The sequence below is a fragment of the Ruegeria sp. ABV3_008 genome (assembly GCF_056161185.1).
The window spans coordinates 324,049-349,258 of the sequence record NZ_JBSWYP010000004.1; the positions used below are offsets into that span (position 1 = coordinate 324,049).

At 53.8% G+C, this 25,210-nt stretch carries 23 protein-coding genes and 1 pseudogene; 8 read left to right on the top strand and 16 right to left on the bottom strand.

What is annotated here, in order from left to right; genetic code table 11:
* Nucleotides 1–46: 46 nt before the first annotated feature.
* From ACXAH8_RS10070 to ACXAH8_RS10100, 7 genes are all read right to left on the bottom strand, one after another.
* Nucleotides 47–1,570, bottom strand: coding sequence for an aldehyde dehydrogenase family protein (locus tag ACXAH8_RS10070; protein ID WP_475218004.1), 1,524 nt, complete (start codon nucleotides 1,568–1,570; stop codon nucleotides 47–49).
* A gap of 4 nt (nucleotides 1,571–1,574) precedes the next feature.
* Nucleotides 1,575–2,342 (bottom strand): enoyl-CoA hydratase/isomerase family protein, encoded by a 768-nt coding sequence (locus tag ACXAH8_RS10075; protein ID WP_475218006.1) that lies wholly within the window; start codon nucleotides 2,340–2,342, stop codon nucleotides 1,575–1,577.
* Entirely contained in the window at nucleotides 2,339–3,910 is a 1,572-nt protein-coding gene (locus ACXAH8_RS10080; RefSeq protein ID WP_475218008.1) for an acyl CoA:acetate/3-ketoacid CoA transferase, read from the bottom strand. The genes ACXAH8_RS10075 and ACXAH8_RS10080 overlap by 4 nt, the downstream gene beginning before the upstream one ends.
* A complete protein-coding gene (locus tag ACXAH8_RS10085) occupies nucleotides 3,910–4,911 on the bottom strand; it encodes a Gfo/Idh/MocA family protein (protein ID WP_475218010.1) in 1,002 nt (333 codons plus the stop codon). Before ACXAH8_RS10085 ends, ACXAH8_RS10080 begins: the two co-directional genes overlap by 1 nt.
* Nucleotides 4,912–5,123: 212 nt before the next feature.
* The gene (locus tag ACXAH8_RS10090) at nucleotides 5,124–5,948 is read right to left on the bottom strand and encodes a TauD/TfdA dioxygenase family protein (RefSeq protein ID WP_475218012.1); all 825 of its coding nucleotides are present in this window, start codon (nucleotides 5,946–5,948) and stop codon (nucleotides 5,124–5,126) included.
* A gap of 43 nt (nucleotides 5,949–5,991) precedes the next feature.
* Nucleotides 5,992–6,399: an SMU1112c/YaeR family gloxylase I-like metalloprotein gene (gene gloA2 / locus ACXAH8_RS10095; protein ID WP_475218014.1), complete on the bottom strand. Its 408-nt coding sequence runs from the start codon at nucleotides 6,397–6,399 to the stop codon at nucleotides 5,992–5,994.
* 612 nt (nucleotides 6,400–7,011) lie between these two features.
* Entirely contained in the window at nucleotides 7,012–7,989 is a 978-nt protein-coding gene (locus tag ACXAH8_RS10100) for a serine hydrolase domain-containing protein (RefSeq protein WP_475218097.1), read from the bottom strand.
* Nucleotides 7,990–8,194: 205 nt separating this feature from the next.
* Here ACXAH8_RS10100 and ACXAH8_RS10105 point away from each other — a divergent pair, with 205 nt between their 5' ends.
* Nucleotides 8,195–9,175, top strand: coding sequence for a hypothetical protein (locus tag ACXAH8_RS10105; protein ID WP_475218016.1), 981 nt, complete (start codon nucleotides 8,195–8,197; stop codon nucleotides 9,173–9,175).
* Between the two features lie 150 nt (nucleotides 9,176–9,325).
* On the opposite strand, the pseudogene ACXAH8_RS10110 reads toward ACXAH8_RS10105, so the two are convergent.
* The 3 genes and pseudogenes from ACXAH8_RS10110 to ACXAH8_RS10120 all read right to left on the bottom strand — a co-directional run bounded on the left by ACXAH8_RS10110 (nucleotide 9,326) and on the right by ACXAH8_RS10120 (nucleotide 11,871).
* Nucleotides 9,326–9,861 (bottom strand): annotated as a pseudogene (locus ACXAH8_RS10110) (DDE-type integrase/transposase/recombinase).
* Nucleotides 9,862–9,998: 137 nt separating this feature from the next.
* Nucleotides 9,999–10,820 carry a phytanoyl-CoA dioxygenase family protein gene (locus ACXAH8_RS10115; protein WP_475218018.1) on the bottom strand — a complete coding sequence of 274 codons (822 nt, stop codon included), beginning with the start codon at nucleotides 10,818–10,820 and terminating at the stop codon, nucleotides 9,999–10,001.
* On the bottom strand, nucleotides 10,813–11,871 hold the full coding sequence (locus ACXAH8_RS10120) for an L-idonate 5-dehydrogenase (protein WP_475218020.1): 1,059 nt from the start codon (nucleotides 11,869–11,871) through the stop codon (nucleotides 10,813–10,815). The genes ACXAH8_RS10115 and ACXAH8_RS10120 overlap by 8 nt, the downstream gene beginning before the upstream one ends.
* Nucleotides 11,872–11,940: 69 nt before the next feature.
* Here ACXAH8_RS10120 and ACXAH8_RS10125 point away from each other — a divergent pair, with 69 nt between their 5' ends.
* Entirely contained in the window at nucleotides 11,941–12,708 is a 768-nt protein-coding gene (locus tag ACXAH8_RS10125; protein WP_475218022.1) for an SDR family oxidoreductase, read from the top strand.
* Between the two features lie 47 nt (nucleotides 12,709–12,755).
* On the opposite strand, the gene ACXAH8_RS10130 is transcribed toward ACXAH8_RS10125, so the two are convergent.
* From ACXAH8_RS10130 to ACXAH8_RS10150, 5 genes are read right to left on the bottom strand one after another with little or no spacing between them, the layout of a single operon-like run.
* Complete coding sequence (locus ACXAH8_RS10130) at nucleotides 12,756–13,346, bottom strand: LysE family translocator (RefSeq protein WP_170689751.1); 591 nt, start codon at nucleotides 13,344–13,346, stop codon at nucleotides 12,756–12,758.
* Nucleotides 13,347–13,362: 16 nt separating this feature from the next.
* Nucleotides 13,363–14,286: a 2-hydroxyacid dehydrogenase gene (locus ACXAH8_RS10135; protein WP_475218026.1), complete on the bottom strand. Its 924-nt coding sequence runs from the start codon at nucleotides 14,284–14,286 to the stop codon at nucleotides 13,363–13,365.
* Nucleotides 14,279–15,127, bottom strand: coding sequence for a fumarylacetoacetate hydrolase family protein (locus tag ACXAH8_RS10140; RefSeq protein ID WP_475218028.1), 849 nt, complete (start codon nucleotides 15,125–15,127; stop codon nucleotides 14,279–14,281). The genes ACXAH8_RS10135 and ACXAH8_RS10140 overlap by 8 nt, the downstream gene beginning before the upstream one ends.
* A gap of 11 nt (nucleotides 15,128–15,138) precedes the next feature.
* Nucleotides 15,139–16,935, bottom strand: coding sequence for an IlvD/Edd family dehydratase (locus ACXAH8_RS10145; RefSeq protein WP_475218030.1), 1,797 nt, complete (start codon nucleotides 16,933–16,935; stop codon nucleotides 15,139–15,141).
* Nucleotides 16,932–17,825, bottom strand: a complete 894-nt coding sequence (locus ACXAH8_RS10150; protein ID WP_475218032.1) for an SDR family oxidoreductase — start codon at nucleotides 17,823–17,825, stop codon at nucleotides 16,932–16,934. The genes ACXAH8_RS10145 and ACXAH8_RS10150 overlap by 4 nt, the downstream gene beginning before the upstream one ends.
* Between ACXAH8_RS10150 and ACXAH8_RS10155 the strand changes: the two genes are divergently transcribed.
* Complete coding sequence (locus ACXAH8_RS10155) at nucleotides 17,824–18,654, top strand: NAD(P)-dependent oxidoreductase (protein ID WP_475218099.1); 831 nt, start codon at nucleotides 17,824–17,826, stop codon at nucleotides 18,652–18,654. The genes ACXAH8_RS10150 and ACXAH8_RS10155 overlap by 2 nt on opposite strands.
* Nucleotides 18,651–19,619, top strand: coding sequence for a D-erythronate dehydrogenase (gene denD, locus ACXAH8_RS10160; protein WP_475218034.1), 969 nt, complete (start codon nucleotides 18,651–18,653; stop codon nucleotides 19,617–19,619). Before ACXAH8_RS10155 ends, denD begins: the two co-directional genes overlap by 4 nt.
* Here the strand turns inward: denD and ACXAH8_RS10165 are convergent.
* On the bottom strand, nucleotides 19,616–20,266 hold the full coding sequence (locus ACXAH8_RS10165; RefSeq protein ID WP_170551840.1) for a GntR family transcriptional regulator: 651 nt from the start codon (nucleotides 20,264–20,266) through the stop codon (nucleotides 19,616–19,618). The genes denD and ACXAH8_RS10165 overlap by 4 nt on opposite strands.
* Nucleotides 20,267–20,464: 198 nt before the next feature.
* On the opposite strand from ACXAH8_RS10165, the gene ACXAH8_RS10170 reads away from it, so the two are divergent.
* From ACXAH8_RS10170 to ACXAH8_RS10185, 4 genes are all read left to right on the top strand, one after another.
* On the top strand, nucleotides 20,465–21,478 hold the full coding sequence (locus ACXAH8_RS10170; RefSeq protein ID WP_170376099.1) for a TRAP transporter substrate-binding protein: 1,014 nt from the start codon (nucleotides 20,465–20,467) through the stop codon (nucleotides 21,476–21,478).
* Between the two features lie 79 nt (nucleotides 21,479–21,557).
* The gene (locus ACXAH8_RS10175; protein ID WP_475218037.1) at nucleotides 21,558–22,727 is read left to right on the top strand and encodes a mandelate racemase/muconate lactonizing enzyme family protein; all 1,170 of its coding nucleotides are present in this window, start codon (nucleotides 21,558–21,560) and stop codon (nucleotides 22,725–22,727) included.
* 16 nt (nucleotides 22,728–22,743) lie between these two features.
* Nucleotides 22,744–23,586, top strand: a complete 843-nt coding sequence (locus tag ACXAH8_RS10180) for a TRAP transporter small permease (RefSeq protein ID WP_170473590.1) — start codon at nucleotides 22,744–22,746, stop codon at nucleotides 23,584–23,586.
* Nucleotides 23,586–25,208 (top strand): TRAP transporter large permease, encoded by a 1,623-nt coding sequence (locus tag ACXAH8_RS10185; protein WP_142634770.1) that lies wholly within the window; start codon nucleotides 23,586–23,588, stop codon nucleotides 25,206–25,208. The genes ACXAH8_RS10180 and ACXAH8_RS10185 overlap by 1 nt, the downstream gene beginning before the upstream one ends.
* Nucleotides 25,209–25,210 lie beyond the last annotated feature (2 nt).

The following is a 25,210-nucleotide window of genomic DNA, read 5'->3' on the forward strand; positions in this document are numbered from 1 at the left end:
TCCCTTAATGCGTTATTCTCACTCGGGACCAATCTGGAGCCCGGTCTTAGTCTTGCGGAACCCATGGCGCCCGGCTGTTGCCGATGCGCATGACCACTGATTTCACTTCGAAGAATTCCTCGAACCCATATCGTCCGATTTCCCGCCCCTGCCCGGATTGTTTGACCCCACCGAAAGCGACCTCGGGGAACCCGTCCATCCAGGTATTGGTCCAGACCGTTCCCGCTTCTGCTCGGCGGGCAAACTCTAGGCAGGTGTGAACGTTCTCGCTCCAGACCCCTGCCGACAGACCGTAAGCGCTATCATTCGTCAGCGCGATGGCTTCGTCCAGTGTTTTGAAAGTCAAAACAGACAGAACAGGCCCGAATACCTCATCGCGGGCAATGGGCATATCAGGCGAGACGTCAGAAATCACCGTCGGCTGATAGAACTGAGCGCCGAGGCCTTCGACCTCCAGCGGCTCACCACCCAGATCAATAGTCGCACCCGAAGCCTGCGCCTGTTTGACATACGCGTCGATTTTTGAGTTGTGCTCGGACGTTACGATAGCCCCAACCTGCGTTGTCGGGTCCAAAGGATCGCCGAATTTGACTTTGCGCGACAGGGCGACGACACGTTCGCGGAATTCATCAGCAATGTCCTCATGCACGATGATACGACTGCTTGAATTGCAGCACTGGCCAACATTGAAATAGACACCGAACACAACCGCATCAGCGGCAGCATTCAGATCGGCGTCGGGAAAGATGACCTGAGGGTTCTTGCCCCCAAGTTCCAGCGCGACCTTCTTGAGTGTATCGGATGCTACTGCGCTGATCGTCTTGCCCACAGCGGTTGAGCCCGTAAAGCTGATCATGTCCACGCTGTCATGGCTCGACATCACGCTGCCAACGGGAACTCCGTAGCCCAGAACGATATTGCATACACCGGCGGGCAATCCAGCTTCGATCAGCAACTCGCCCAGCATCAAGGTTGTCGACGGTGTCATCTCAGACGGCTTCACAACAACGGTGCAACCAGCCGCCAACGCAAAGGGCAATTTCTGACTGAGAATCCAGAACGGGAAGTTCCATGGCGTAATGATAGACACGACACCGATGGGTTCCTTCAGCACGACACCCATCATATCTGCGCCAAGAGTGTTATGACTGTCGCCGTGCGTGCTGCGTGCCAATGAGGCCGCATAGCGCCAAAGGTCCGCTGCACCGCCGACCTCGCCCTTAGATTGGCTGATCGGCTTACCGCTTTCCAGCGTTTCTATCAGTGCGATCCGGTCGACATTCTGCTCAATCAGGTCGGCAACCTTCAGCAAAACGGTGGCCCGTTCTTTGCCCGATGCTCGCCTCCAAACACCGCTGTCGAACGACTTGCGTGCCGCCAGGATCGCCGCCTCAGCTTCAGCTTCGCCACCCAAGGCTGACCGGCTGACAATATGCCCGTGCGAGGGCGAGCGCCGTTCGAACGTCTCACCCGACGCGCTATTCTGCCACCTGCCATCGATGAGATGCCGACCTTCAAACACCGGCGGCAGCTCGAACGGGATAGCAGGGTTGATGGTGATGTCTTTCATATTGTCAAAGGCCCGAAAATGTGGGGTTACGTTTTTCCATGAACGCTGCGACGCCTTCTTCGCGGTCAGCCGACGCAGCAATTGCTGCGCTACCAAGGGCTTCGACCACGGCATGAGTGTCTTCACCGACTGCTGCATGGATCATGTTTTTTGAGATTTCGGTGGCGCGAGGCGAAAGGTCGCTAAGTTCGGCGGTGATCTCAAGCGCGCGCGCCAGAACGTCATCAGCCACCTCGGTCGCATAGCCCAAAGCCACGGCGCCGTCGGCACCAATACGGCGCCCGAAGAGTGCCATCTCCTTCACCGCAGCTTCGGGGATCAGCCGGGTCAAACGCTGTGTCCCGGACCAACCGGGCACGATCCCGACCCGAGCTTCGGGCAAAGCCAGCGTGGACCGCGGGGTCATCAGGCGCAGATCGCAGCAACTGGCCAGCTCTAGCCCGCCGCCGAACGCGTGGCCGTTGATCGCAGCAATTGTCGGTTTGCCGATCCGCGCCAGGCGGTCAAGGATACGATGTCCGTCACGGACCCAATGGCGGGCGAATTCAGAAGGACTCAGTCCACCCCAAGCGCCGATATCAGCACCGCAACAGAACGCTTTCTCACCCGCGCCGGTCAGAACGAGCGCACGAATGGACGCGTCACGCTCGACCTCTGTCAGGCCAGCTTCCAGCGCGTGCAGCATATCAACAGTTAGCGCATTGAGCTTGGCCTCGTTGTCCAAAGTCAGGACGGCGGTTGCACCCTCGATATGAATGCGAAGCTTGCTCACAGTGTCATCCCCATCGGGCCAACTGCGAATAGCGACTTGGGCATCTGAACCGCGTTTTCCGCGACTTTGACGCGACCGCCCGAAGCTTCGATAATATCACGCTGCGCCTCAATGCCGGGCATGATTTCCGTCGCGACCAGTCCCTGATCTGTTAGGCGAATGACGCACCGCTCAGTCACATAGAGCACATCCTGACCGGTTTCACGGGCACGGCGGCCCGAGAATGTGACATGCTCGACCTGATCCACCATCTTAGTGAATTTTCCTGGGGCATTCACACGGATACCGTCATCCGCCAGATCAATCTTGGCGCCGGCTTCGAACCAGCCGGAGAACACGATCTTTTTGGCCCGCGCGGTAATATCGACAAAGCCGCCGCATCCTGCAGTCAGATAGGGTTTTTTACCGAGTTTGGAGACGTTCACATTGCCTTCTACATCGACCTCGAGGAAAGAGAGGAAAGACATGTCGAACCCGCCGCCTTGGAAGTAGATAAATTGCTGCGGTGACGGCACAAATGCGTGCGCGTTGGATGCGCACCCAAAGGCAAACCCGGTTAATGGGACGCCACCAACGGCCCCCTGCTCGATCGCCCATGTCACCGCCTGAGGATGGCCCTCCTCCAACAAAACACGCGGGACCATTGCGCTGATGCCGAAGCCCAAGTTGGCGCTCATGCCGCTGCGCAGTTCTTGGGCGGCGCGGCGCGCGATGACCTTCTCGACACCATGCTCGGCCAGCGAAAAGCTGTCCCAAGTGCGCATAATCTGGCCAGAGATCGCAGGGTCATACGAGGTCTCTGTCGTTTGCATCTGCTCTGGGTCTTCAACGATCAGATCGACCAGATGCCCTGGCACGCGCACGTCATGGGGGCGCAAGCTACCCTCGGCAGTCACACGTTGAACCTGTGCGATCACGAGCCCACCGTGGTTGCGTACGCAAATCGCTTGTTCTAATCCGCCCAGATAGGCACCTTCATGTTCATAGGTCAGGTTGCCAAACTCATCCGCCGTGGTTGCGCGCAAAACGCACACGTTCGGGTTGATATTTGGGAAGTGCAACCAAGTCTGACCGTCGAATTCTTTTCGGTTAACGATTGGAGTCGCCGCACCACTCGCGTTCATCGCGCATCCCTCCCGAACAGGATCCACGAAAGTCTCAAGCCCGACCTGCGTCAGAACACCGGGTCGATGCGCTGCGGCTTCGCGGTGCATATCGAACAGAATTCCCGATGGTACGTTGTATGCGGCCACTCGATCTTCGACGATCATTTTCCAGATTTCCGGCATCTCAAGGCTGGAAGGACCCGACGGGTATGAACCGGCGAGAACGCGGCTTAGCAGTCCATCCTGCGCCAGATAATCCATTCCCCTCACGCCATACATATCCCCGGCAGCGATAGGGTGCAGCGTTGTAATGTTGCGCGGATGCCCTTCAGAGCGATACCGCTCTCCGAGTGCCTTCAGCACAAGGTCGGGGCACCCCAACGCAGAGGACGACGACACGGTGACAACCGCATTGTCTGGGATACGAGAAACGGCCTCGGAAACGGAAACAAGCTTGGTCATCAGAAACCGCCATAATCTATGTTGTTACGTTCACCCGACGCTGCGGCCTCACGAACACTCAGCGCGATTGACAGCGATTTCACGCCATCAGGTCCGTCGGCAGCAGGACGGCCTTGTCCCGCCGCTGCGGCGACAAATTCCGAAACGCCCTGAACGTAGAGAGAATGGTCCGAAAACGGTATCTCTTCACTTCCGCCTTCCGTCACCAGTTTGATTCCCCCAACCGGGCGCTGCGTCATGACTCCATCCGCAAAAATCGAACCCTCGGTTCCATGCACCTGCAGGCCAGACCCGGCAAAGGGGTGCGTAAAGCTTTCGTGCGTCATGACCATCGCGCCTGAGGGCATCGTCCAGACGGACATGCACGAGTCTTCGACCCCTTGCCCCATCCCGGAACTGGCCATTTGCGCGACAACAGACACCGGGTCTTCATTGAGCAGGAAGCGCGTGACATCCGCGTCATGAACAACGATGTCAGGGATCACACCGCCACCAGCATCGGCCGAGTTGATACGCCACCCCTGCAAGTTCTGGGGCAAATGCACCGCGTGATGGATGCGCAGCGAAAGAATCTCGCCCACGCGCCCGCTTGAAATGAGGTCACGAATAGCACGATGACTGCCAGAGCATCGCAGGTGGTGATTAGTGCCAAAAGTCACGCCAGCCGCTTCTGCCGCGCGCACCATTTCTACAGCTTCCGCTTGCGTCATCCCGAGCGGCTTTTCACATAGAACATGCTTACCAGCCGCGATGGCAGCCATCGCCTGACCATGGTGCTTCTCATTTGTGGAAGAAACGTAGACGGCTTTCACGCCATCGTCAGACAGTGCCACGTTCAGGTCTGTGGTTGCATTGGGAATACCGTGCTCCTTAGCCCAGGTTTGCACCCGGTCAGGCGAATTACTGACGACCCAGGTCACGTCGTTACCTGCCTGCTGACGCACCGCGTCCAACATATATTGCGAAGCTATAGTGCTCGCTCCGACAAATGCCCAGTTCATCTGATTTCCCTGCTATTGGAACGTTCCAAAATTTGTAGTGGAACGTTCCAAATTTGACAAGACAAAACTCTGTGCCCACCTTAAAGGCAAGAAAACATGGATAAAAATGCGACGCTTGCAGCCTCATCCAAAATAATCACAGGGAATCGAAGAGATTCACGGCGTGCCTACACTCTGACTGAGTCGCAGAAATTCGCCACGCGCTACTAACATCAACGCGTCAGAGCGACCCCTTCCACGGTCACCCTGTGCATAAGACGTCGAAACCCATGGTAGTCGTTGATCGCTTTGTGCCACGTCGCTCTGTTATCCCAAATGGCAATGTCCCCTTCCTGCCAACGCAGGCGACATTGGAATTCAGGCTGCTTGCAATGATCATAAATCATACCCAGCACTGCGGCAGACTCCTCCGCGCTCAAGCCTTTGATTTCGGTCGTGAACACAGGATTGACGAACAACCCTCGCCTACCGCTGAGAGGATGCGTGATGACAACGGGGTGCAAAGCGTCTTGCGTGGCAGCTTCGGCGTTCCCCAAACGGCCGCTTTCTGCGGCTTCTGTGTCCATGATGCTGGCTCCAAAGACATGGCGAGAGGAATGAACCGCCCTCAAACCATCTAAGAAACCACGCATCGTGGGCGACAAAGCTTCGTAGGCGGCAGCCATCGACACAAACAACGTGTCGCCACCATGGGGCGGAACCTCCAGGGCGTGCAGGATCGAGCCCATAGCAGGCTCCTGATCATAGGAGTGGTCAGTATGCCACCCCTCTCCCACAGCTTCTTTCTGATCCTTCTCTTTCAACACCGTGGCAATCTCAGGATAGCCGTCCACCGGTTTGAAAAATCGGTTCACGTTGATTGGGCCGAACCTTCTCGCAAAGGTCAGATGCTCTTGCGGGCTAACACTTTGACCCCTCAGTGCGATAACGGAATACTCTACGAAGGCTGACTTAATTGCGTCGAATTGATCTTCACGCCGGATGTCCGCCCCGACGATTTCCGCACCCAATCCACCGGTGAGAGGTTTTACTTCCATGCGCCTTCCTCCCTGCTTCGCTCAGCCTAAAAGACGAGAAATATCACTTCATAGCAATCGGCTTCGCTTCATACAGCTCCAATGGAAGATCGTCCGGGTCGGTGAAGAAAGTGAACCGATGGCCGGTATATTCATCGACACGGATATCTTCGACGAGGACACCTTTCTGTTCCAGGCTGTTTTTCTGCGCCTCGATATCATCCACAACAAACGCAAGATGCCGCAGACCTCGTGCTTCGGGACGAGACATGCGTTTGGGCGGGTTGGCAAAGGAAAACAGTTCAATCTGAGAGCCGTCCGGCAACGCCAAATCCAGCTTCCAAGATTGCCGCTCAGCCCTGAAATTCTCCGCAACAATTCTTAAACCTAGCGTCTCTGAGTAAAACGCCTTGGACCGTTCATAGTCCGAACAAATGACTGCAGCATGGTGGATTGATTTCAGACTAGTCACGGGCAGTTATCCTTATTAAGTCAATAATTTAAACCAAATTCTTAAGGTAAGTCTTCACTTCACCTTCGATGCTGATCGAGAAAACGAAGAGGTATTTGGTCAAATTTGGCAAATGAACAATACAGGAAAACAGAGCAGTATTCATCAAGCGTCTATGGGCTCACTGTCGACGTTTTAAGCAACTTGTGCCAGTGGCGGCTCACAGCTCGAAACACACTTTCAAAACCAAGCTTTGTGAATTCCGAGTTGAGAGCTAATGCCGCCACTCTCGGCCGCCTAAAAAACTCGTTTTGAAGAACTGAGCGTTGCTCTTAGACAAATTCGAACCTGCCCCAGTTGCGCCAATTGGGAGTGTTCTTAATGCCGCGCAAAAATCGCGCCACTCAAGCAAACTCAATCTGAACGAGCTCTGTGATCGGCCTGACTGGACCAGCAAAGCGAGACTTTGCGAACACAGTCAAGCTGGCCGCCGCCTCTTTCACCTTTCAGAAGAGTAATTTGATCAGCTGTCCAGATGCTCCTCTGTCCCACCAAAGAAGAACGCTCTTTGTTAGTCCCACGCCCTTGAGGTCAAACGTGACCAACCCCAAGCGGGTTGGAAAAAAGGTCCCTCTAGGTAGCGTTCAAAACCGGACCATCCAACAACCTGACCAATTCTCCAAAATAGCCTCCAGAACGCGCGGGACGCGTAGGATCAGATGTAATTGCGACGGCAAGGTTTCGATCAGGGTGGGCCGCCATAATTTGCCCTCCGTACCCACGCGCCAATGCATAGCCTGAAGGGGACAGAAACCAACCATAGCCGTAATCTAGTCCAGAGAAAGGTGAACGGCCGTGTGGCTTGGTCGATTCCAAGACCCAACGCTCAGGAATGATTTGCCTGTTGGCAAAAGCCCCGCGGTCCCGAAGCAACACCGCGATCTTCAACATCGACCTCGGCGCAATCGCCATTTCATTGCCACCCAAGTAGTAACCCTGTGGATCCCTCGTCCAAGCGGGGATCTCGATACCAAGTGGTGCACCCAGCCTCTCACGCGTCAGTCTCAAAAGACTTTGTCCGGTCGCCACAGTTAATGCTGCGCCAAGCACATGGGTCGATCCTGTGGAATAGAGCATCTGCTGTCCGGGCTCAGCAACCATCGGTCGTGTCAACGCGTCCGCGATCCAGTTGGGAGAGTTGATCCATTCTCCGTAGTTTCTGCCCGAGGTTCTTTCGAGCCCTGCCCGCAGCGTTACCAGATCCTCCATCGTAATGTTTTCGGAACCGGGTGTCGCATTAACGGGCAAAAGTCGCGGCGCGACCTCCTGCAAGGTGGCCTCTACAGATGGGATTTCCCGCCGGTCGATCGCCGTCCCAAGCAACAAAGCCACAATGCTTTTCGAACACGACTTTATATTGGCCGGCCGATCCAGGCCTGCACCCTGTTGGGCCTGTGCGAAAATGACATCTTCTCCGCGTTGAATTTGAAGTGAATACAACTGCGGAAGACCGCTGATTGCATCATTCAGCGCCTCCGTTTGTCCCCGCGCAATATACGGAGCACAAATTGCGGTTGCGGTTGCCAACAGGAACTTGCGACGTGTGATCATGGCATTCATTTGTAAGCAAATCTCGGAATGTCCAGACACCTACGCAACATCCCAGGATTTATTGTCCAGTATCTAAGAAAGCCTATGCAAACGAAAAGTGGGATTTGAGGCAACAGGAGGCTTCGCTTGTAAACTTGGCCAGCATCCTAGCGCGCAAGAACTGTGGTAGACTGAACCCGAGGACATTCTAGCAGGAGATTTCCCGTTGCTACCGAATTCACTCCGTCTCGCACTCTCGGTCACAACAATCGCCATGTCGGTGGGCGCCCTACCGGACCGCGCCAATGCGATAACGCAAGATGTTCCAGCGTGGCTACAAAAGCACGTGGGTACAGATGAGGGGCAAATCGCGCCGATCGTTCTGGAAAGGGCACGCGCGCTTTACATCAAGAAACTACGCCGAGGCGAAGTAAGGAACCCCTGCTACCTGGCCAAGGACGCAACCCGCCCCAGCACTGCAAGAAACGGCAATCCGGGCAAGCGTTTTTATGTCATCTGCGAGTCACAAAAGTCCTTCCGAGCGGTTTCGTCCGGCTATGGGAATGGCCGAAAACTACAGCGCGCCAATTTTTCGAATGGCCGACAATGCGCGAAGAACTTCAGCAACGCAGAGGGCTCTAAACTAACCGCCGGAGGCGCCTATGTGACGGCTGAAACCCGCACGTCCTTCAAAGGTTACCACAGTCGTTCCGGCAAAACGCAGCCGTTCTACCGCACGTTTCTTTTGTTTGATGGTGAAGGAGAAACGAGCAATGCCCGCGAGCGCGCCATCGGGGGCCATCCGGCTGTCTTCCTTAAGTGGCAATGTAGGTTCAAAAACCCTCAAAGCACTCATGCAGACAACGATGGCTATGTTCCCTACGGGAAACTTGTGAACTACACTGGTGGTCGTAGCAATGGTTGCACAACCTGGTCACAATCCGCCTCAAAAGAGATTTTGGCGCTTGTAGAAGGCAACCCGACGACCCTCTACATCTACCCAGAATCCAAAGACATAAACGCTGTCGCCAAGGCGGTAAAAAAGGGAAAATCACTGTCTCGAGCTGGAGTTTATTGGAACGCAGCTTGCCTAAAAGCGATTGGCGAACCAAAGTTTTGGCCCAAAAGCAGCCTACAGCCGATCATAAATAGTTGGAGAGCATCTTTGCCCAAACAGCCGCCACTGGAATTGCCGATCTGCAAGTAAACTGCAAAGTAGAACCTAGGCGCGCTGCCCTTCAAGCCTTTGTTCTGTGGGCTCGACGCTGACGTTCAGTGCATTTCGCTCATTGTCTGCTTTGATGAGTGCTGTCAGACAAAATCGAACCAGTCTCATTTAAGCCAATATAGCTGCCCTCTATGAGTCACCAAATTCGCACCACTCGGCGAGAGCCGCGGCGTGTGTCAGCTTGAAGGTATATCTGCTGGCTAGTGACCTTTCCTAGTTGAAGTAGTTGTATGAGGCGAAGCAATCCGTCACGACGGTCCGCTTTACCGTGCCGCTTCATGAATTTCTTGAGTAATTTCAACGCCGCCTGCTTGTTTCGGCGTTTGGTGACAACGGCTTCCAGCACTTCGCCATCATGATCTACGCCCCGCCAGAGGCAGTACCTGTTACCATTCACCTTCACAAAATAAATCATCCATTTGCCACTTCCAGTTTGAGAACGTGCGCAGCTGCTGCACACGCTTTTTTCTGAACTCAGCAGCAAGCATGTGGTGGAACAAGTTCCGTAAAGATCGGATGGTTTCGTGGCTCACCTCAATTCCCCGTTCATACAACAGATTTTGAACGTTTCGCGGCAACAATGAGAACGGAACATAAAGCACTACAGCCAAATCAACGACCTCGGGTTTGATCTTGAAAAAATTGAATGGCAATAGTGTAGTCACATGCGAAGGTCACAAGGGTGAACTGCACTCTTCAATCCAAGTTCTTCTGACAAGACCCTTCTGAATATCCACCAGTTTTCGCTATCCAGTTCGGCTTCCTGGTTGATGCAACAATGGTTCTGAGTTTGCCAAGGGCGTCACTTTACTCCTGCGAAGAGTATTTGTTTTTTGCGGTCTGCATCCCTTTGACACACAACGAAGTCCTCCTCATGCAAAAAGCCCTGAGGGGAAGACGCAACTAAGAAATGCCCAAAATCATCTCGCCCTGCGACTAGCGCAACCAAAGTATTCACGCCGTTTTGCTGTTTCATTGAGGGCTTTATGAAACGCATCGCCGCACCGATGCGTCTATCGTCTGTGTTATTGGGCCCTGATGCGTGAAAAAGATGCCCGTGGTGCATGGATGCCTGCCCTGCACGCAATTCGGCAGCGACTGCATCTTGTTCGTTCACATCGACTGCTATTTCTTGCCCACGTGACAGCAGATTGTTTTCGCTGAAGGTGTCCACGTGAGGCACGATACGGCTTTTGTGGCTGCCAGGAACAAACTTCATACACCCGCTTTGCTCGGACGCTTCTGAAATCGCAACCCAACAGGTAACCTCTTCAGCATCGTCCAATCCCCAATAGGTCAAGTCTTGGTGCCACGAGACTATCTTCGATGATCGCGCTTCTTTTACGAAAAGTGCACCGCTCCAAACCATGAGGTCCGGCCCTAACACCGTTGAAGCAGCCTCAATCAGCTTCGGATGGCGAAGAAGTGCATCGAATGATGGTATCAGCCTGTCCGGATACGAATATAGAAGCTTGAGTTTCTCTGGGTCATCTCTGAGAATGCGCTCTGCTTTCTCAAAATCATCGCGCAGCGTTTTGACCTCAGAAGCTGTCAGGATATCCAGCGGAGCTACGAAACCATCTCGTTCATAAGTCCTTGCAATATCACGCGTTCGTCTATCCATTGTCATTGTCCGGAAAGGTTAACTGCACCTTCATTGATTGGCTTCGATCAGACGCAACCTCGAAAGCAGTGACGGCCTCGCTAACCTCGAAGGAATGCGTCACCAACTGGTCGACATTTATTAGTCCGCTTCGCATCATCTCGACCGCGACTGAGAACTCGGAATGGAAACGGAAAGACCCGCGAAGCACTATCTCTTTTGCAGTCAACGCCTGCATCGGCACTGTCATATCCCCGCCCAAACCAAGCTGAACCAATGTTCCACCCGGTCGCAAGCATGCGACGCCAGAAGCCAGAGCCGATTGAGCCCCGGAACACTCCAGTTGGACATCAACCTGGCCCTTGTCCTTTTCAAACTGCTCTAGTTTTTGCGGATGGGCGAAGGTGTTGATGACATCGTCTGCCCCGCATTCACGCGCCAGAACGAGGGTCTGGTCCGAGATATCCGTCGCCACTATTCTGGCCGCCCCAGAACGACGCGCCGCCAAGATCGTGAGGCAGCCGATCGGACCGCATCCCGTGATAATTACCGTTTTGCCTAGGAGGTTCCCAGCTTGTTTAATCGCGTGCAAACAGACCGCCAGAGGTTCGGCCATGGCGGCGTGCGCGGGACTCAACCCATCTGCTGGAACGCATTGACTGGCCTTCGCCACGAGTTTGCTTTGAAAAGCGCCTTGGATATGTGGGAACGGCATCGCGCTGCCATAGAACTTCATATCAAGACAGTGGTTTTGCTCCCCGTTCAGACAATAAGTGCAGGCTTGGCAAGGGCGGGATGGAGAAACTGCAACCAGTTGACCTAGGTGTAGCCCCTGCACGCTTGACCCAACTTTCACGATTTCCCCGGCGACTTCATGTCCTAGCACCATCGGTTGACGCAACTTGATCGCACCGAAACCACCGTGGTTGTAATAATGCAGGTCAGAGCCGCAAATCCCACCCGCGCGTATGGCAATCAAGACTTCGTCTGGCCCCACATCGTGAACGTTCCGGTTTTCCAACCTCAGATCTTTTGCGGCATGGATAACAACAGCAACACTGGCCAAAGACATTGCACGGACTCCCTATACAGATTGCCAAAAGATACGGATAGTCGGTGCTGACAACCAAGGGATTTTTGCATGACGCTTGAAATGTTCAACTTAAAGGGAACACGCGCACTCGTAACGGGCTCTAGCCAAGGCATTGGATTTGCGTTGGCTCGTGGCTTGGCTGCCGCCGGTGCGCAGGTCGTTTTGAACGGGCGCGACACTGCTAAACTAGCAGCAGCAGCGTCCGAGTTGAGTGAAACAGGCGCCTCAGTACGTGAACTTTCGTTCGATGCAACCGATCACGAAGGTGTCCGATCAGCCGTGGACAACTTTGAAGAGAACGTCGGTCCCATAGACATCCTGATAAACAATGCCGGAATGCAACATAGGACGGAGCTACAGGATTTCCCCGCTGATGCGTTCGAGCGCCTGCTACAGACAAATGTCGCGTCCGTCTTTCACGTCGGTCAGGCTGCGGCACGGCACATGATTGAAAGAAAGTCAGGTAAGATCATTAACATTGCGTCGGTTCAATCCGCATTGGCACGACCAGGTATTGCGCCTTACACGGCGACAAAAGGTGCCGTGACTAACCTCACAAAAGGAATGGCAACTGATTGGGCCAAGTATGGTCTGAACTGCAATGCTATTGCGCCTGGATATTTCGATACTCCTTTGAACGCCGCATTGGTTGCTGACCCAGAGTTCAGTGCATGGCTGGAGAAACGTACCCCGGCCGGTCGCTGGGGCAATGTAGAAGAACTTGTCGGTGCCGCCATATTCCTTGCCTCACCTGCATCCAGTTTCGTCAATGGGCATACTCTATATGTCGATGGCGGAATAACGGCGTCACTTTGATTTGTGGCGCTCAATCGTCTGTTAGGTACGACTGACGTACGCTTCGTTCAAAGCGCCGACGCCAAAGCAATCACCACAACAACCATCAACGAAGCCGCCATCGCAAAGTTGATCCATTGATGCGATCTCTCGCTTAAATCAAGGCTGCCCAGTTTTGCGCCAGCACCCAGCCAAATCATGTGCACTGGCACCCAAATCATATTGAAAACTATGATTTTTATGACGACCTCCCAAACGGGCGCATCGGGCAAAAAGGCAAACCCTGAAAACAATGCTGTGCCGACCACGTAAGCCTTGGGGTTAATGAACTGAAGTGTCAGCCCATTCGCAAAACCAAGTGGCGAGACCGCAGGGGAAAACCCGACCTTTGAGCCAGCGCTCGCAATACGCCAGGCGAGAAATCCTAAATAGCCGACAGAGGCAAATAGCAGGAAAGTTCTAAGCACCGGAATGGCCAAAGCTACCGCCGCGACACCAGAGACAACCAACATCATGTTGATGAACCCGCCGAGCATCAAACCAGCGACGAAGGCGAGTCCAGCTCGAAAACCAAATGCTGATCCAATACCCGCGGTTGTTAAAACACCTGGGCCCGGCGTAATCAGCAGAAAGAAAACCGCAACAGCAAACTCAAACACTATTCAGATTGGCCTTTTACAGATCTCTGCATTCCGGCACAGCTGTGATCACCGATCCGTCCTTGAGGTGTTGCAGCAGATTGTCGACAGTTAGGTCACCCATTGCTGCACGCGTCTCAATAGTCGCGCTACCAGCGTGAGGGAGCAGAACGACATTGGACAGCTCGCGCAATGCTTTTGGAACACGCGGTTCGTCCTCAAAAACATCAAGCCCCGTCCACCCGAGCTCACCGTTTTGCAGTGCATTGATGAGGGCAGTTTCGTCGACGACCGAACCTCGACTAACGTTTATTAAAGTGCCGCCTGCCCCCAACGCGCGCAGCACCTCAGCGTTGACCAGCTTATTGGTCGACGGGCCGCCGGGCGTTATACATATGAGGACGTCCACATGTTCCGCCATTTCAACCAAATTGTCGAAATACCGGTAAGCGACATCCTTTTGACTGCGGGTGTGATAAGAAATTTCGGGGGCCCACGGCTCCAACTTATCAACGATCGCCTGACCAATGCGACCAAGACCAAGAATGCCTATTTTTTGATTGTCCGCAGACCGCGTCAAAGGGGCATTGCCTTCAACTTCCCACCGTCCGGACCTAACGTAGTCATCGTCACGAATGAGCTCTCGATAACATGACAGCAACAGCAGAACGGCGGTGGTTGCGACTTCTTTGTTCAAAACATTGGGCGTGTGCGTCACAACAATCCCGCGCTCAGCCGCTGCATTTGCGTCGACGGCGTCGTAGCCGACCCCATAGACACTGATCATCTTCAGATTACTGAGTGATGTCATCAGGTCATGCGGAACACCATCATGCCCGTTCGTAACGATATGCGTAACACTTTCCGCGTTGAAATCGTCCAATTGATGAATGTCGAACGCTGCGGACAAGCGCTCTCGCATCCGTTCAGTGATCCCTCCGATTTGCAACAAGTCAGTCATCTTGGCCGACCTCTTGCCGCTGAACACCAAGTCCAGCGATGCGAAGTTCCATGACGTCGCCTTTTTTCAGGTAAATCGGTTCCGGTTTGATCCCCATTCCAACACCAGGCGGTGTTCCAGTTGAAATGACGTCACCGGGGTGCAGTGTGAAAAGATGACTTAGATGCTCAATGATCTCGGCAACGGAAAAGATCATCGTAGCAGTATTCCCGGTTTGCATGCGCTGACCGTTTACATCCAGTGACATCCCAAGGCTTTGAGGATCAGGCACCTCATCCCGGGTCACTAGCCACGGACCAGTAGGGCCGAATGTGTCGCAAGACTTGCCTTTGGTCCATTGACCGGTCAGTTGAGTTTGAAAATGTCTTTCCGACACGTCGTTTACGATACAATAGCCCGCAACATGTTCGAGCGCGTCGGCCTTGGAAACGTATTTGGCCGTCTTACCGATGACCACACCCAGTTCGCATTCCCAGTCGGTGTGTGTAGATCCCCGCGGCATGACGACATCGTCATATGCCCCAATGACCGCTGAGTTAGCCTTGAAAAAAAGTATCGGATGCTCGGGAATATCTGCGCCGGTTTCTGCGGCATGGTCCGAGTAGTTCAAACCGATGCAGAGAAACTTACCAATGTCACCGACACATGGTGCGATACGAGGATCACCCTCCACAATTGGCAGGTTGTTCGGATCCAATGAACGCAAATTATCAAGCGTTCCATCATCCAGCACGTCACCCGTGATATCGTTGATATGGGCGGACAGATCCCGCAATTGACCCTCAGAGTCGACTAGGGCCGGCTTTTCCGAGCCCTCGGCTCCGTAACGAACAAGTTTCATTTCTGTTCCTTTTAGTGATTGTCGCGTGGCATGAAGCCTCGCGCGATATCGCGGTAATTTTCTGCACCCTTGAGCGTCATACCGCGATCCAAACGATCTACTTTTTCGCGGAATATTTCCTGCCACGGGGATTGGTTGGGAGGCATTGCATACCCACCCTTTGCCTCCAGGTCGCGGGCGCGTTCATGCAGCTCTTCAAGCGAAACCAGCATATTTGCTGTGCCTTTGCCAAGATCGATGCGCAGTCGGTCGCCATTTCGCACCAAGGCTAAACCACCACCCTCTGCAGCTTCGGGTGAGGCGTTCAGGATAGACGGACTTCCTGATGTACCGGATTGCCGTCCATCACCGATGCAAGGAAGGGCTTCGATGCCTTGCTTTATCAAATATGCGGGCGGACGCATATTCACGACCTCTGCGGCACCCGGATATCCTTTTGGTCCCGCTCCGCGCATAATCAGAATACAGTTTGCGTCGATGTTTTCTGCGGGATCATCGATCCGATGGTGAAAGTCCTCAGGCCCATCAAACACAACTGCCCTTCCCTCAAAGGCATTTGGATCATCCGGGTTCGACAGGTAGGTCTCTCGAAATGCCTTTGAGATCACAGATGTCTTCATAATCGCGCTTTCGAACAGGTTGCCCGAGAGATTGATGAACCCCGCCTGTTGCTTGACCGGGTTACCGACTGGTTTGATTACTTCACTATTCTGAGACCGGCGCGCTGAGCAATTATTGCCCATCGTCTTGCCGTTCACTGTTATCGCATCGGGATGCGGCAGCAATCCAGCATCAAGAAGCTCTCCGACAACGGCGGGAACACCCCCGGCCTGTTGGTAATCTTCGCCCAGATATTCACCCGCAGGCTGCATATTAACCAACAGAGGAACGTCGTGGCCAAGCTTCTGCCAGTCATCGTTGTTCAATGGAACACCAAGATGCCGGGCGATTGCATTCAAGTGGATCGGCGCGTTCGTCGATCCACCAATCGCAGAGTTGACAACAATCGCATTCTCAAAAGCCTGACGTGTCATCACATCGCTGGGGCGTAGATCCTCCCAGACCATTTCCACAATACGTTTACCGGTTTCATAACTGATTTGACCGCGCTCTCTATACGGGGCTGGTATGGCTGCTGATCCGGGCAATTGCATTCCCAAGGCTTCAGCAAGCGAATTCATGGTCGTTGCTGTTCCCATCGTATTGCAGTAACCCACCGAAGGTGCTGCGGCGGCTGCGATTTCCATGAACTCGTCGGTGTCGATTTCGTCAGCCGCAAGGTCTTCGCGCGCTTTCCAAATAACTGTTCCCGATCCGGCGCGCTCGCCTTTCCACCAGCCGTTGAGCATTGGGCCGACCGACAGGGCGATCGCCGGGATGTTGACAGTCGCAGCGGCCATTAGAAGTGCGGGCGTGGTTTTGTCACAACCAATGTTGAGAACAACGCCATCAATCGGATACCCGAATAGGCTTTCAACCAAGGACAGATAAGCCAGATTGCGGTCAAGCGAGGCCGTTGGTCGTTTACCGGTCTCTTGTATCGGGTGGACCGGTATTTCGATGCACGTTCCCCCGGCGGCGATGATTCCGTCGCGAACGCGTTTGGACAACTCGATATGATGCCGGTTACAGGGGCTCAAATCACTGCCAGTCTGAGCAATGCCAATGATCGGTTTGCCTGATTGCAGCTCCGCACGGGTCAACCCGTAATTCAGGTATCTTTCCAGATACAATGCAGTCATCTCAAGGTTCTCGGAATTCATAAACCACTTACGAGATCGCAGATCGTCCTTTGATACTTTTGTCATTGGGCTGACAAACCTCCGTCAATTTTATGTGTCTGTACTGTGGTGCATGCACTCTCATCCCATGCCGGATAGACGATCAATGCAGCAATCTCTCCCGCTTTCGCTATACGCCCGGCAGACTGACGCGCCACGAATTGAGCGAGCGCTTCTTCTCTGCCGCCCAGCTGCTCGCCCAACGCTTCTATGCGGTCACACGAGCTGGGATTGTCGACTGTTCCTAGGCAAATGCAATTGCACCGAATCCCTTGCATTGTGAAATCCACGGCTACCGATTTCGTCATCCCAACAACGGCAGCCTTTGGCATTCGCACCATTGAGCACAGATTGAGGTCCATGGCGAGATCCCATTCGCCATCCGTCGCATCCAGAATAGTTCCGTGATGCACGAACCCGTCGCCGTTGAACAAAACATCTGGCTTCAATCGCGTGACCCCATGACGGATACTGTAATCATTCGCCATACACATCTCGAAAATTTTGTGATTTTCGAGATTCTGATCGCGAATCGAATTTAGCTTTTCGGAGTTTATATCCGTCGCATAGACTTTCGCACCCCTTCTTGCCGATGAAATCGTACTTGCAATTTCGATCCCTTTTGAGACGGCTGTGGCTAGATTGCGTTTCCCCTTAAGCCTTTCTGACATATAAATATTCCGACTAATAAGGTGGCGGCTGAACAAGTGTTGTTTCGTTCCACAGGTCAACCGAGAAGCAAAGAAACCTTGGCGGTTTCGCAACGACTTCTGGCATGTGGGCCCAGAGCAGTTAGCGTATGACAGAGATTTTGGTTTGGCCATAACCATGCGTGGCGCACCCTCGGAAGGACAGTAGATGATGAGCAAGCAATTCAAAGTGGCTCTGTTGGGAACCGGCCTGATGGGTGCCCCCATGGCGCGGAATATTTTGCGCGCGGAATTTCCGCTCACTGTTTGGAACCGCAGCTTAGAAAAGGCAAAACCGTTAGCAGCAGAAGGCGCGACATTGGCGGAAACGGCGCCGCTGGCGGTTTCAGGTGCAGACGTAATAATAACCATGCTCTCGGATGGATACGCGACCGGCGCGCTACTTTCTGACGAGGCTTTCCGCGAACAACTCAAACCAGGGATGATCTGGATTGATATGTCCAGCGCCAAACCCGAACATGCCAGAGAGCAATCCGCGCAATTGTCCTTGATGGGGGTGCAGCATCTGGACGCCCCGGTTTCCGGTGGCACCAAAGGGGCCGAAGCTGGCAACCTTGCGATCATGGTCGGTGGCGATCAGGACGTTCTGGAGCGCGTGCGACCGATTCTGACAGCAATGGGGCGCCCTGTGCATGTTGGCCCAAGTGGCTCCGGTCAACTATGCAAATTGGCCAATCAAACAATTGTCGCTGTGACAATATCGGCTGTCGCCGAAGCGACATTGCTGGCTCAACAAGGCGGTGCAGACCCGACCGCGTTGAGGGCCGCGCTGAAGGGGGGCTTTGCGGATAGCATTATCTTGCAACAACATGGCGAACGCATGTCTGATGGGAATTTTGTCCCCGGAGGATTGTCTAAGTTTCAATTAAAGGATTTGAACAACACGCTAGAAGAAGCGCGCAGCCTTGGGGTCGAGCTACCCAGCACCCAATCCGTGCGCGACCGTTTCGAATATCTGATAGACGAAATGGATGGGGGCGAACTGGATCATTCGGCTTTGTATCTGGAACTCAAAAAACGGAATGGAATGCTGTGACGCGGGTACTTGTTATAGGCGGTGGAGGAATGCTGGGCCAAAAACTGGCCCATCGCATTTCGACCCAAGAAATTTTTGGAGCAGATGCTCAACTCTCACTGTTCGATCTCTCATTCCCGCTCGACAGTGCGACAGGTAGGCAAATTGTGGGGAACTTGACCACGTCAGGTATCGCCAAGTCTGTTGCAGCTCAGCGCCCGGACGTCATATTCCACCTTGCAGCCATCGTTTCAGGCCAAGCTGAAACAGATTTTGCGTTGGGCTGGGATGTCAATCTTATGGCGACCTGGGCATTGCTGAACGCACTCAAGGATGAACACGAGGCATCAGGAGGCGAGTACACACCTCGTCTGGTTTTTGCCTCGTCCATAGCAGTTTTCGGGGCACCGTTCCCCGACAAGATAAGCGATGAGTTCCTCTCGGCACCTTTGACAAGTTACGGAGCGCAGAAAGCGGCCTCTGAATTGATGATCACGGATTTCAGCAGGAAAGGATATATCGACGGTATTTCCTTGCGCTTACCCACTTTGTGTGTGCGCCCTGGCAAAGCCAACGCTGCCGCTTCGTCCTTCTTTTCAGGTATAATCCGAGAGCCATTAAATGGGGTTGAGGCTATCTTGCCAGTTGCCGAAACTGTTCGCCACTGGCACGCCAGCCCACGCGCCGCTGCAACTTTTTTGACCCACGCTGCAACAATGGATACGCAGCTTTTGAACGACAGACGCGCGTTGAACATGCCGGGCGTAAGTTGCACCGTCGCCGAACAAATCGAGGCGTTGCGCGCCGTGGCCGGTCAAGATGCGGATGGCCTTGTCAGGCGAGAACGCGACGAGGCAATCGAACGAATAGTCAAGAATTGGCCGCGCGACTTTCAAACAGATCGCGCTCTGGAGTTGGGGTTCGAGGCGGAATCAAGCTTCGACGAAATCATTCGGGTGTATTTGGAAGACGATTTTCGGCGCTAGTCGCCCATCGTCTTTCCAGTTAGGTGGCGTTTCAGATGATCGTGAATTTTCACTCGCGTTAACTGCTCATCCCCTGACAATGCTGCCTCCAGTATATCGGCATGGTGTCTTATGTTCTGAGAAATGAACCCAAAGTTCCGGTCTGCCACCATCAATTGCTGTCTGAATTGCGCGTAAACTCGGCTATGCATTTGTTTTAAGGTTTCCGATCCACAGGCAGAAATAAGCGTTTGGTGAAACTCCTTCTCCGATGCAAACCATATCTCGATAAGGCCGCTCGGGTCGTCTGTGGCGTGTATGCGTTTTTCGATATGGCTGAGTTTGTGATGCGCGGCCGTCAGTCTTGCTTCCCAATCCACCCCGCCACTGCGGATCGACATTGCGGTACCTTCGGCCTCCAACAAAACTCGGACATGTGTCAATTCGATAAGCTTCTGCGGCGAACGCATTGGCACGCGGAAACCTTTTTGTTCCTGAAAGTCCACCAACCCTACAGCGGACAATCGAAAAAGGACTTCGCGAACTGCACTCGCAGAACAGCCATACTCTTTACGTAACTCTTCGGCCCGCACCTTTGCTCCATGCTCGAATCCATTCGAGATGAGGCGCATCTTAAGGTCCTGATAAATATCGACTTCTTCTTTCATCCCGGTATGCGCCTTCAATTTTTGTCCAAGTAGGGTCCTAAGCCTATTTTCGAGTTTATGCAAGAATCTCGAAATTTTTAGAAATTTCAAATTCTTCTTGTTGCATTCGATTCGTCGGCTTAACGTTTATCTGCGTGACGGCAAAGGAGGCGGCAAGATCTCCCTCTCCGCGCAACGCTCAACGTCTGGGAGGACAATATGAAAATAGTCAAGACAGCGGCCGTGGCGGCCGTAGCCACGACAATGGCAGCCGGTTTCGCGATGGCTGAAACCACGAAGCTTAGAATTCAAACCCATTTTTCGCCCGAAACTCTGTCTGGCCAGATGGCTGCAAAATTCGTTGAAGACATTCAGGAGATGTCGAACGGCGAAATCGAAGTTGAAATGTTCTATTCCTCTTCGGTGGTCAAATCAGTTGAAACCTTCGATGCCGCAGCCACGGGAATTCTGGATTGCGACATGACGGGCGGCGGCTATCAGACCGGCAAGAATCCGGCCTTCCAGTTTGCGGGCGACTTGCTCGGTGGGTATCAGAACCCATATCAGCAAATGGCCTGGCTTCTTCATGGCGGCGGAAGAGAAGCTGTAAATGATCTATACAACGGCTACGATATGGAATTCATCGGATGGTGGATTCCCGGGCCGGAGTCGCTGTCTTCGACCAAGCCGATTGCAAAAGTGGAAGACTTCAAGGATTGGAAGTTCCGCTCGCCTCCTGGCCTTGCAACCAAGGTTTTCGCGGAACTTGGTGCTTCTCCAATCGTGATGGACTTCAACGAAATCTTCACGGCTTTGGAAACCGGCATCATTGATGGTGCGGATGCTGCGAACCTGACAAACAACGTGGGTCTGGGTCTGTACGAGATCGCAGGTCACACAAACTATCCCGGTTTCCACTCGATGCCTGCAGATCACCTGGCCTGTCGCAAAGACGTTTGGGAAGCGATGCCTGCGCACCACAAGAAGATCATGGAAGTCGCAATGGACAGCCTGGCATTGCACAATGCGACCATCAACGAAGTGCAGAATGCTCAGACTGCTAAAGACCTGAAAGCAAAGGGTGTTCAGTTGTACGAATGGACGCCTGAAGATCTGGCAGCCTATCGCGCGGCCGTTCAGGTCGGTTGGACTGAGTTCGCAACGACCCCTGAAGCACAGGCGCTGCTGGAAAGCCACATCAACTTCCTGCGTGACCTAGGCGCAATGCAGTAGTCAGGCTGCGACCGACTTACGACACACGTAGAGGCCGCACTAGCGGCCTTTACGGATCGGTGCCGGGATCCAAGACTTCATGAAAATCACCAGAATAATAAGTCACGTACTGCAGTACGACATGCCGGAAGTTCTGGGCTACTCGCAACAGTATTACGACAAGCGTACAACCCATCTGGTCGAGGTTCAGACAGATGAAGGGGTAACTGGTTGGGGGGAGTGCTTTGGTCCGGGAAACGTAGCCATTGCCAACAAATCCATCGTGGAAAAGGTCATCCAACCAATGATCCTTGGCATGGACCCTTTGGACAAAGACGTGATCTGGCACAAGGTGTACAACCTTTTGCGAGACCATGGCCAAAGCGGAATGCCAATGCAGGCTTTGTCCGGGGTGGACATCGCACTTTGGGACATCACCGGAAAAATCTCTGGCCTCCCCCTCCATAAGCTTGTCGGCGGCGCGCATCGCACAAGCGTTCCTTGCTACGGCTACGGCATGATGCTCCGGGATGAACCGATTTCCAATCTGGCCAGCCGTTTTGAGGAGGAAGCCGCAAAGATCAAGGAGATAGGATTTACCGCCACCAAAATGAAAACGGGCTTTGGCCCGAAGCCTGATGTGCAGCTATGCGAAGCAGTTCGACGCGGGGTTGGTGATGACTTTCCATTTATGGTCGATGCAAACCATGCCTATACGACTTCGGACGCATTTTTTGTCGGTCGGGCGCTGGAAGAACTAGACGCATACTGGTTCGAAGAACCCGTCGCGCCAGAAGACATGGACGGATACCGCGAATTGCGTACTTCGCTGAAAGTCAACATCTCGGGCGGAGAAGCGGTATTCAATCGCTGGGCCTGGCGCAGTCTTCTTGAAAATCGCGGAATAGATATAGCGCAGCCAGAAGTATGCGCTTTGGGCGGTGTTTCAGAGTATCTCAGGGTGCTGGCCCTATGCCACGCACATTTCACTCCGGTCGTAAATCACGTCTGGGGTAGCGCCATCGCTGTCGCAACAAATCTGCATTTACTGGCGGCCATGCCCCCAATTCCAGGCGGCTTGCATCCATGGGAGCCGTTGCTGGAGTTCGACACAACGGACAACAAGTTTCGGGACGATCTGCTGACCGTTCCGCTGGAAATTCAAAATCAGGTCAAGGCCAATAACGGCCGTGTCACGATCCCGACTGGCCCCGGACTGGGTGTCGAACCGGATCGAGACTTTATCGATCACTACAGGATCGAAGGATAGGGACGAGGGTTACGCGATGCACAAGAATTCAGGCGGACCAATTGAATGGCTCATACCGTTGGCCTTCGTCGCGACGGCCAGTTGGCTTGTTTGGCATCTCCCTGCATTCCTATTGGATTGGCTGCCTTACACTTCTGAATCCCTCAAAAGTCAGGTAACGGAAATATATCTGCGCAGCGACATCACGCCCGAATTGTCTGGCGTGTTCGGGGGGTATGTCGACATCATCGACGTGGCCGCGCTCGTCCTTCTACCGTTTCTTGCAGTTATTGGTACCAAGACTGTGCGCCCAGCTACGATGGAGTTCGAAGGCTCGACGGTTATGGATCGTTTCGCCCTGTTCATAGGCCGAGTGACGATGATGATGATCGCAATCATGACTGTCGTCATGCTCTACGAAGTCTTCATGCGCTATATCCTGGAAAAGCCGACCGAGTGGGCCAATGAAATGACACTCTGGTTCGCCAGCTTTGTGTTTTTGATGTCTGGTTACTACGCCATGCAGCAACGCAGTCACATTCGAATATTCCTGCTGTACGACGCAGTTCCACGATGGCTTCAACGCGTTTTTGATACGGTTTCGACAATACTCATCGTGCTGTTTGCCTTCTTTTTGGTTTACGGCAGCTACAAGCAGGTGTTCGTCAACAAGCTCTATAAATGGGAGCTTTATGGCTCTGCCTTCAATCCTCCGATCCCTGCGACGTTGCAGCCGATGGTGCTGATCGTGATTACGCTCGTCGCAATGCAAGCAATTTTGAACCTAATCGCGGATTGGAACAAAGAACCGGAAATCCACACAGATGAACCGGACGAAGACGAAATTGAAATGATCAAACGAGCGGTGGGACAAGACTGATGGATATTGGAACAATCTCACTCATCCTGATGGTCGCCCTGATCGTGCTTCTGGCGATCGGGATGCCCTTGGGTCTGGCCTCGGCTTCCCTTGCGGTTCTGGTTCTTGTCCTGAAGTTCGAACCGACACTGCTTTTGAACCCGTTTTCTTTTGGCGACGGGGTTCTGACCGGTCGGCCAGGTACTGGACCGCTCTATATTCTGGCGCAGAAGATATACGGGCTCTTAACGGACTACGTGCTCATATCAGTGCCATTGTTTATCTTTATGGCGTCGCTGTTAGAGCGATCCGGGATCGCGCGTGACATGTATTCGTCGTTGAATGTCTGGCTGTCCAGAACACGCGGCGGCATCGCAATCGTGACCTCGATCATGGCGGTGATCATGGCGGCCATGTCCGGCATCATCGGTGGTGAAGTTGTCCTGCTGGGCCTTATCGCCCTACCCCAGATGCTGCGCCTCGGCTACGATCAGAACCTCGCGATCGGCGTCATCTGCGCCTCAGGGTCGCTAGGCACTATGATCCCGCCCTCGATCGTTTTGATCATCTACGGGCTGATCACCGAAACTTCGATCAAGTCGCTTTTCACCGCGTCTTTCATTCCCGGTTTCATGCTGGCCTCGATGATCATCCTTTACATCATCATCCGCACGCAGTTGAATCCTCATCACGCTCCGCTACCTGAACCGGACCCAAACGACCCCGAACCGGCTGAAAAACGCAAATTGTTTGGGGCCTTCATGAGCATCGTCGTCGCCGGATTTTCCACTGTTTTGTTTATCCGGGCCGCGTTTTTCGAGCTCTCAGGCTCGAACGCTGCCAGCCAAGGTGAACCAGCGCGATTGGGGACAGCTGACTACCTGCCCTGGTTTGCCGGTATTACGATCGTCGCCCTTCTGCTGATCTTCTTCGTCTTTGGCAGAGAGCGTGCCAAAATCGGGTGGGAAATGGGCAAAGGCCTCGTTGCGCCGCTGGTTGTCATCGGCGTGGTGCTCGGCTCGATCTATGGCGGGATCACAGGCATCACCGAGGCTGCAGGCATGGGCGCCTTCGCCGTTCTGATCATCGCCATCTTGCGGGGCGAAGGATCGTTCGAGCTGGTTTGGGACAGCTTGATGCGGACGCTAAAATCTACAGGCACCATCATCTGGGTCACGATCGGGGCCGCCGCGCTGGCGGGCGCCTACACAATTGCTGGCGGGCCCCAATACGTGGCCGACCTTATCGTCGGCCAGGAGCTGCCGACCATGCTGGTCATTCTGGTGATGATGCTGATCTTGCTGTTCATGGGCGCATTCATGGATTGGGTCGGCATCGTGCTGTTGATCATTCCGGTCTTTCTGCCGATCGTCCTGCGTCTTCCTATCGAAGAAATCGGAGTTTTTGGCCAGTTGGAGCCGAGTCATGTCGCCATCTGGTTCGGCGTCGTGTTCTGTATGAACATGCAGGTCAGCTTCCTCTCGCCCCCTTTTGGCCCGGCCGCGTTCTACCTGAAGTCGGTGGCCCCGCCGCATATCAGTCTGACGGATATCTTCCGCGGCTTCCTGCCGTTCATCGGGATCCAGTTGCTGGCGCTTTCCGTTCTTCTGATCTGGCCGGGCATCATCGCGCTGCTGTTGTGAGG

What these genes read in the sequence shown, in the direction of transcription:
- ACXAH8_RS10070 (WP_475218004.1), bottom strand. Translation starts at nt 1,570, where the DNA reads ATGAAAGACATCACCATCAACCCTGCTATCCCGTTCGAGCTGCCGCCG.
- ACXAH8_RS10080 (WP_475218008.1), bottom strand. Translation starts at nt 3,910, where the DNA reads ATGACCAAGCTTGTTTCCGTTTCCGAGGCCGTTTCTCGTATCCCAGAC.
- ACXAH8_RS10085 (WP_475218010.1), bottom strand. Translation starts at nt 4,911, where the DNA reads ATGAACTGGGCATTTGTCGGAGCGAGCACTATAGCTTCGCAATATATG.
- ACXAH8_RS10090 (WP_475218012.1), bottom strand. Translation starts at nt 5,948, where the DNA reads ATGGAAGTAAAACCTCTCACCGGTGGATTGGGTGCGGAAATCGTCGGG.
- ACXAH8_RS10100 (WP_475218097.1), bottom strand. Translation starts at nt 7,989, where the DNA reads ATGATCACACGTCGCAAGTTCCTGTTGGCAACCGCAACCGCAATTTGT.
- ACXAH8_RS10115 (WP_475218018.1), bottom strand. Translation starts at nt 10,820, where the DNA reads ATGGATAGACGAACGCGTGATATTGCAAGGACTTATGAACGAGATGGT.
- ACXAH8_RS10120 (WP_475218020.1), bottom strand. Translation starts at nt 11,871, where the DNA reads ATGTCTTTGGCCAGTGTTGCTGTTGTTATCCATGCCGCAAAAGATCTG.
- ACXAH8_RS10125 (WP_475218022.1), top strand. Translation starts at nt 11,941, where the DNA reads ATGACGCTTGAAATGTTCAACTTAAAGGGAACACGCGCACTCGTAACG.
- ACXAH8_RS10135 (WP_475218026.1), bottom strand. Translation starts at nt 14,286, where the DNA reads ATGACTGACTTGTTGCAAATCGGAGGGATCACTGAACGGATGCGAGAG.
- ACXAH8_RS10140 (WP_475218028.1), bottom strand. Translation starts at nt 15,127, where the DNA reads ATGAAACTTGTTCGTTACGGAGCCGAGGGCTCGGAAAAGCCGGCCCTA.
- ACXAH8_RS10145 (WP_475218030.1), bottom strand. Translation starts at nt 16,935, where the DNA reads ATGACAAAAGTATCAAAGGACGATCTGCGATCTCGTAAGTGGTTTATG.
- ACXAH8_RS10155 (WP_475218099.1), top strand. Translation starts at nt 17,824, where the DNA reads ATGGCGCGGAATATTTTGCGCGCGGAATTTCCGCTCACTGTTTGGAAC.
- ACXAH8_RS10150 (WP_475218032.1), bottom strand. Translation starts at nt 17,825, where the DNA reads ATGGGGGCACCCATCAGGCCGGTTCCCAACAGAGCCACTTTGAATTGC.
- ACXAH8_RS10165 (WP_170551840.1), bottom strand. Translation starts at nt 20,266, where the DNA reads ATGAAAGAAGAAGTCGATATTTATCAGGACCTTAAGATGCGCCTCATC.
- ACXAH8_RS10170 (WP_170376099.1), top strand. Translation starts at nt 20,465, where the DNA reads ATGAAAATAGTCAAGACAGCGGCCGTGGCGGCCGTAGCCACGACAATG.
- ACXAH8_RS10175 (WP_475218037.1), top strand. Translation starts at nt 21,558, where the DNA reads ATGAAAATCACCAGAATAATAAGTCACGTACTGCAGTACGACATGCCG.
- ACXAH8_RS10180 (WP_170473590.1), top strand. Translation starts at nt 22,744, where the DNA reads ATGCACAAGAATTCAGGCGGACCAATTGAATGGCTCATACCGTTGGCC.
- ACXAH8_RS10185 (WP_142634770.1), top strand. Translation starts at nt 23,586, where the DNA reads ATGGATATTGGAACAATCTCACTCATCCTGATGGTCGCCCTGATCGTG.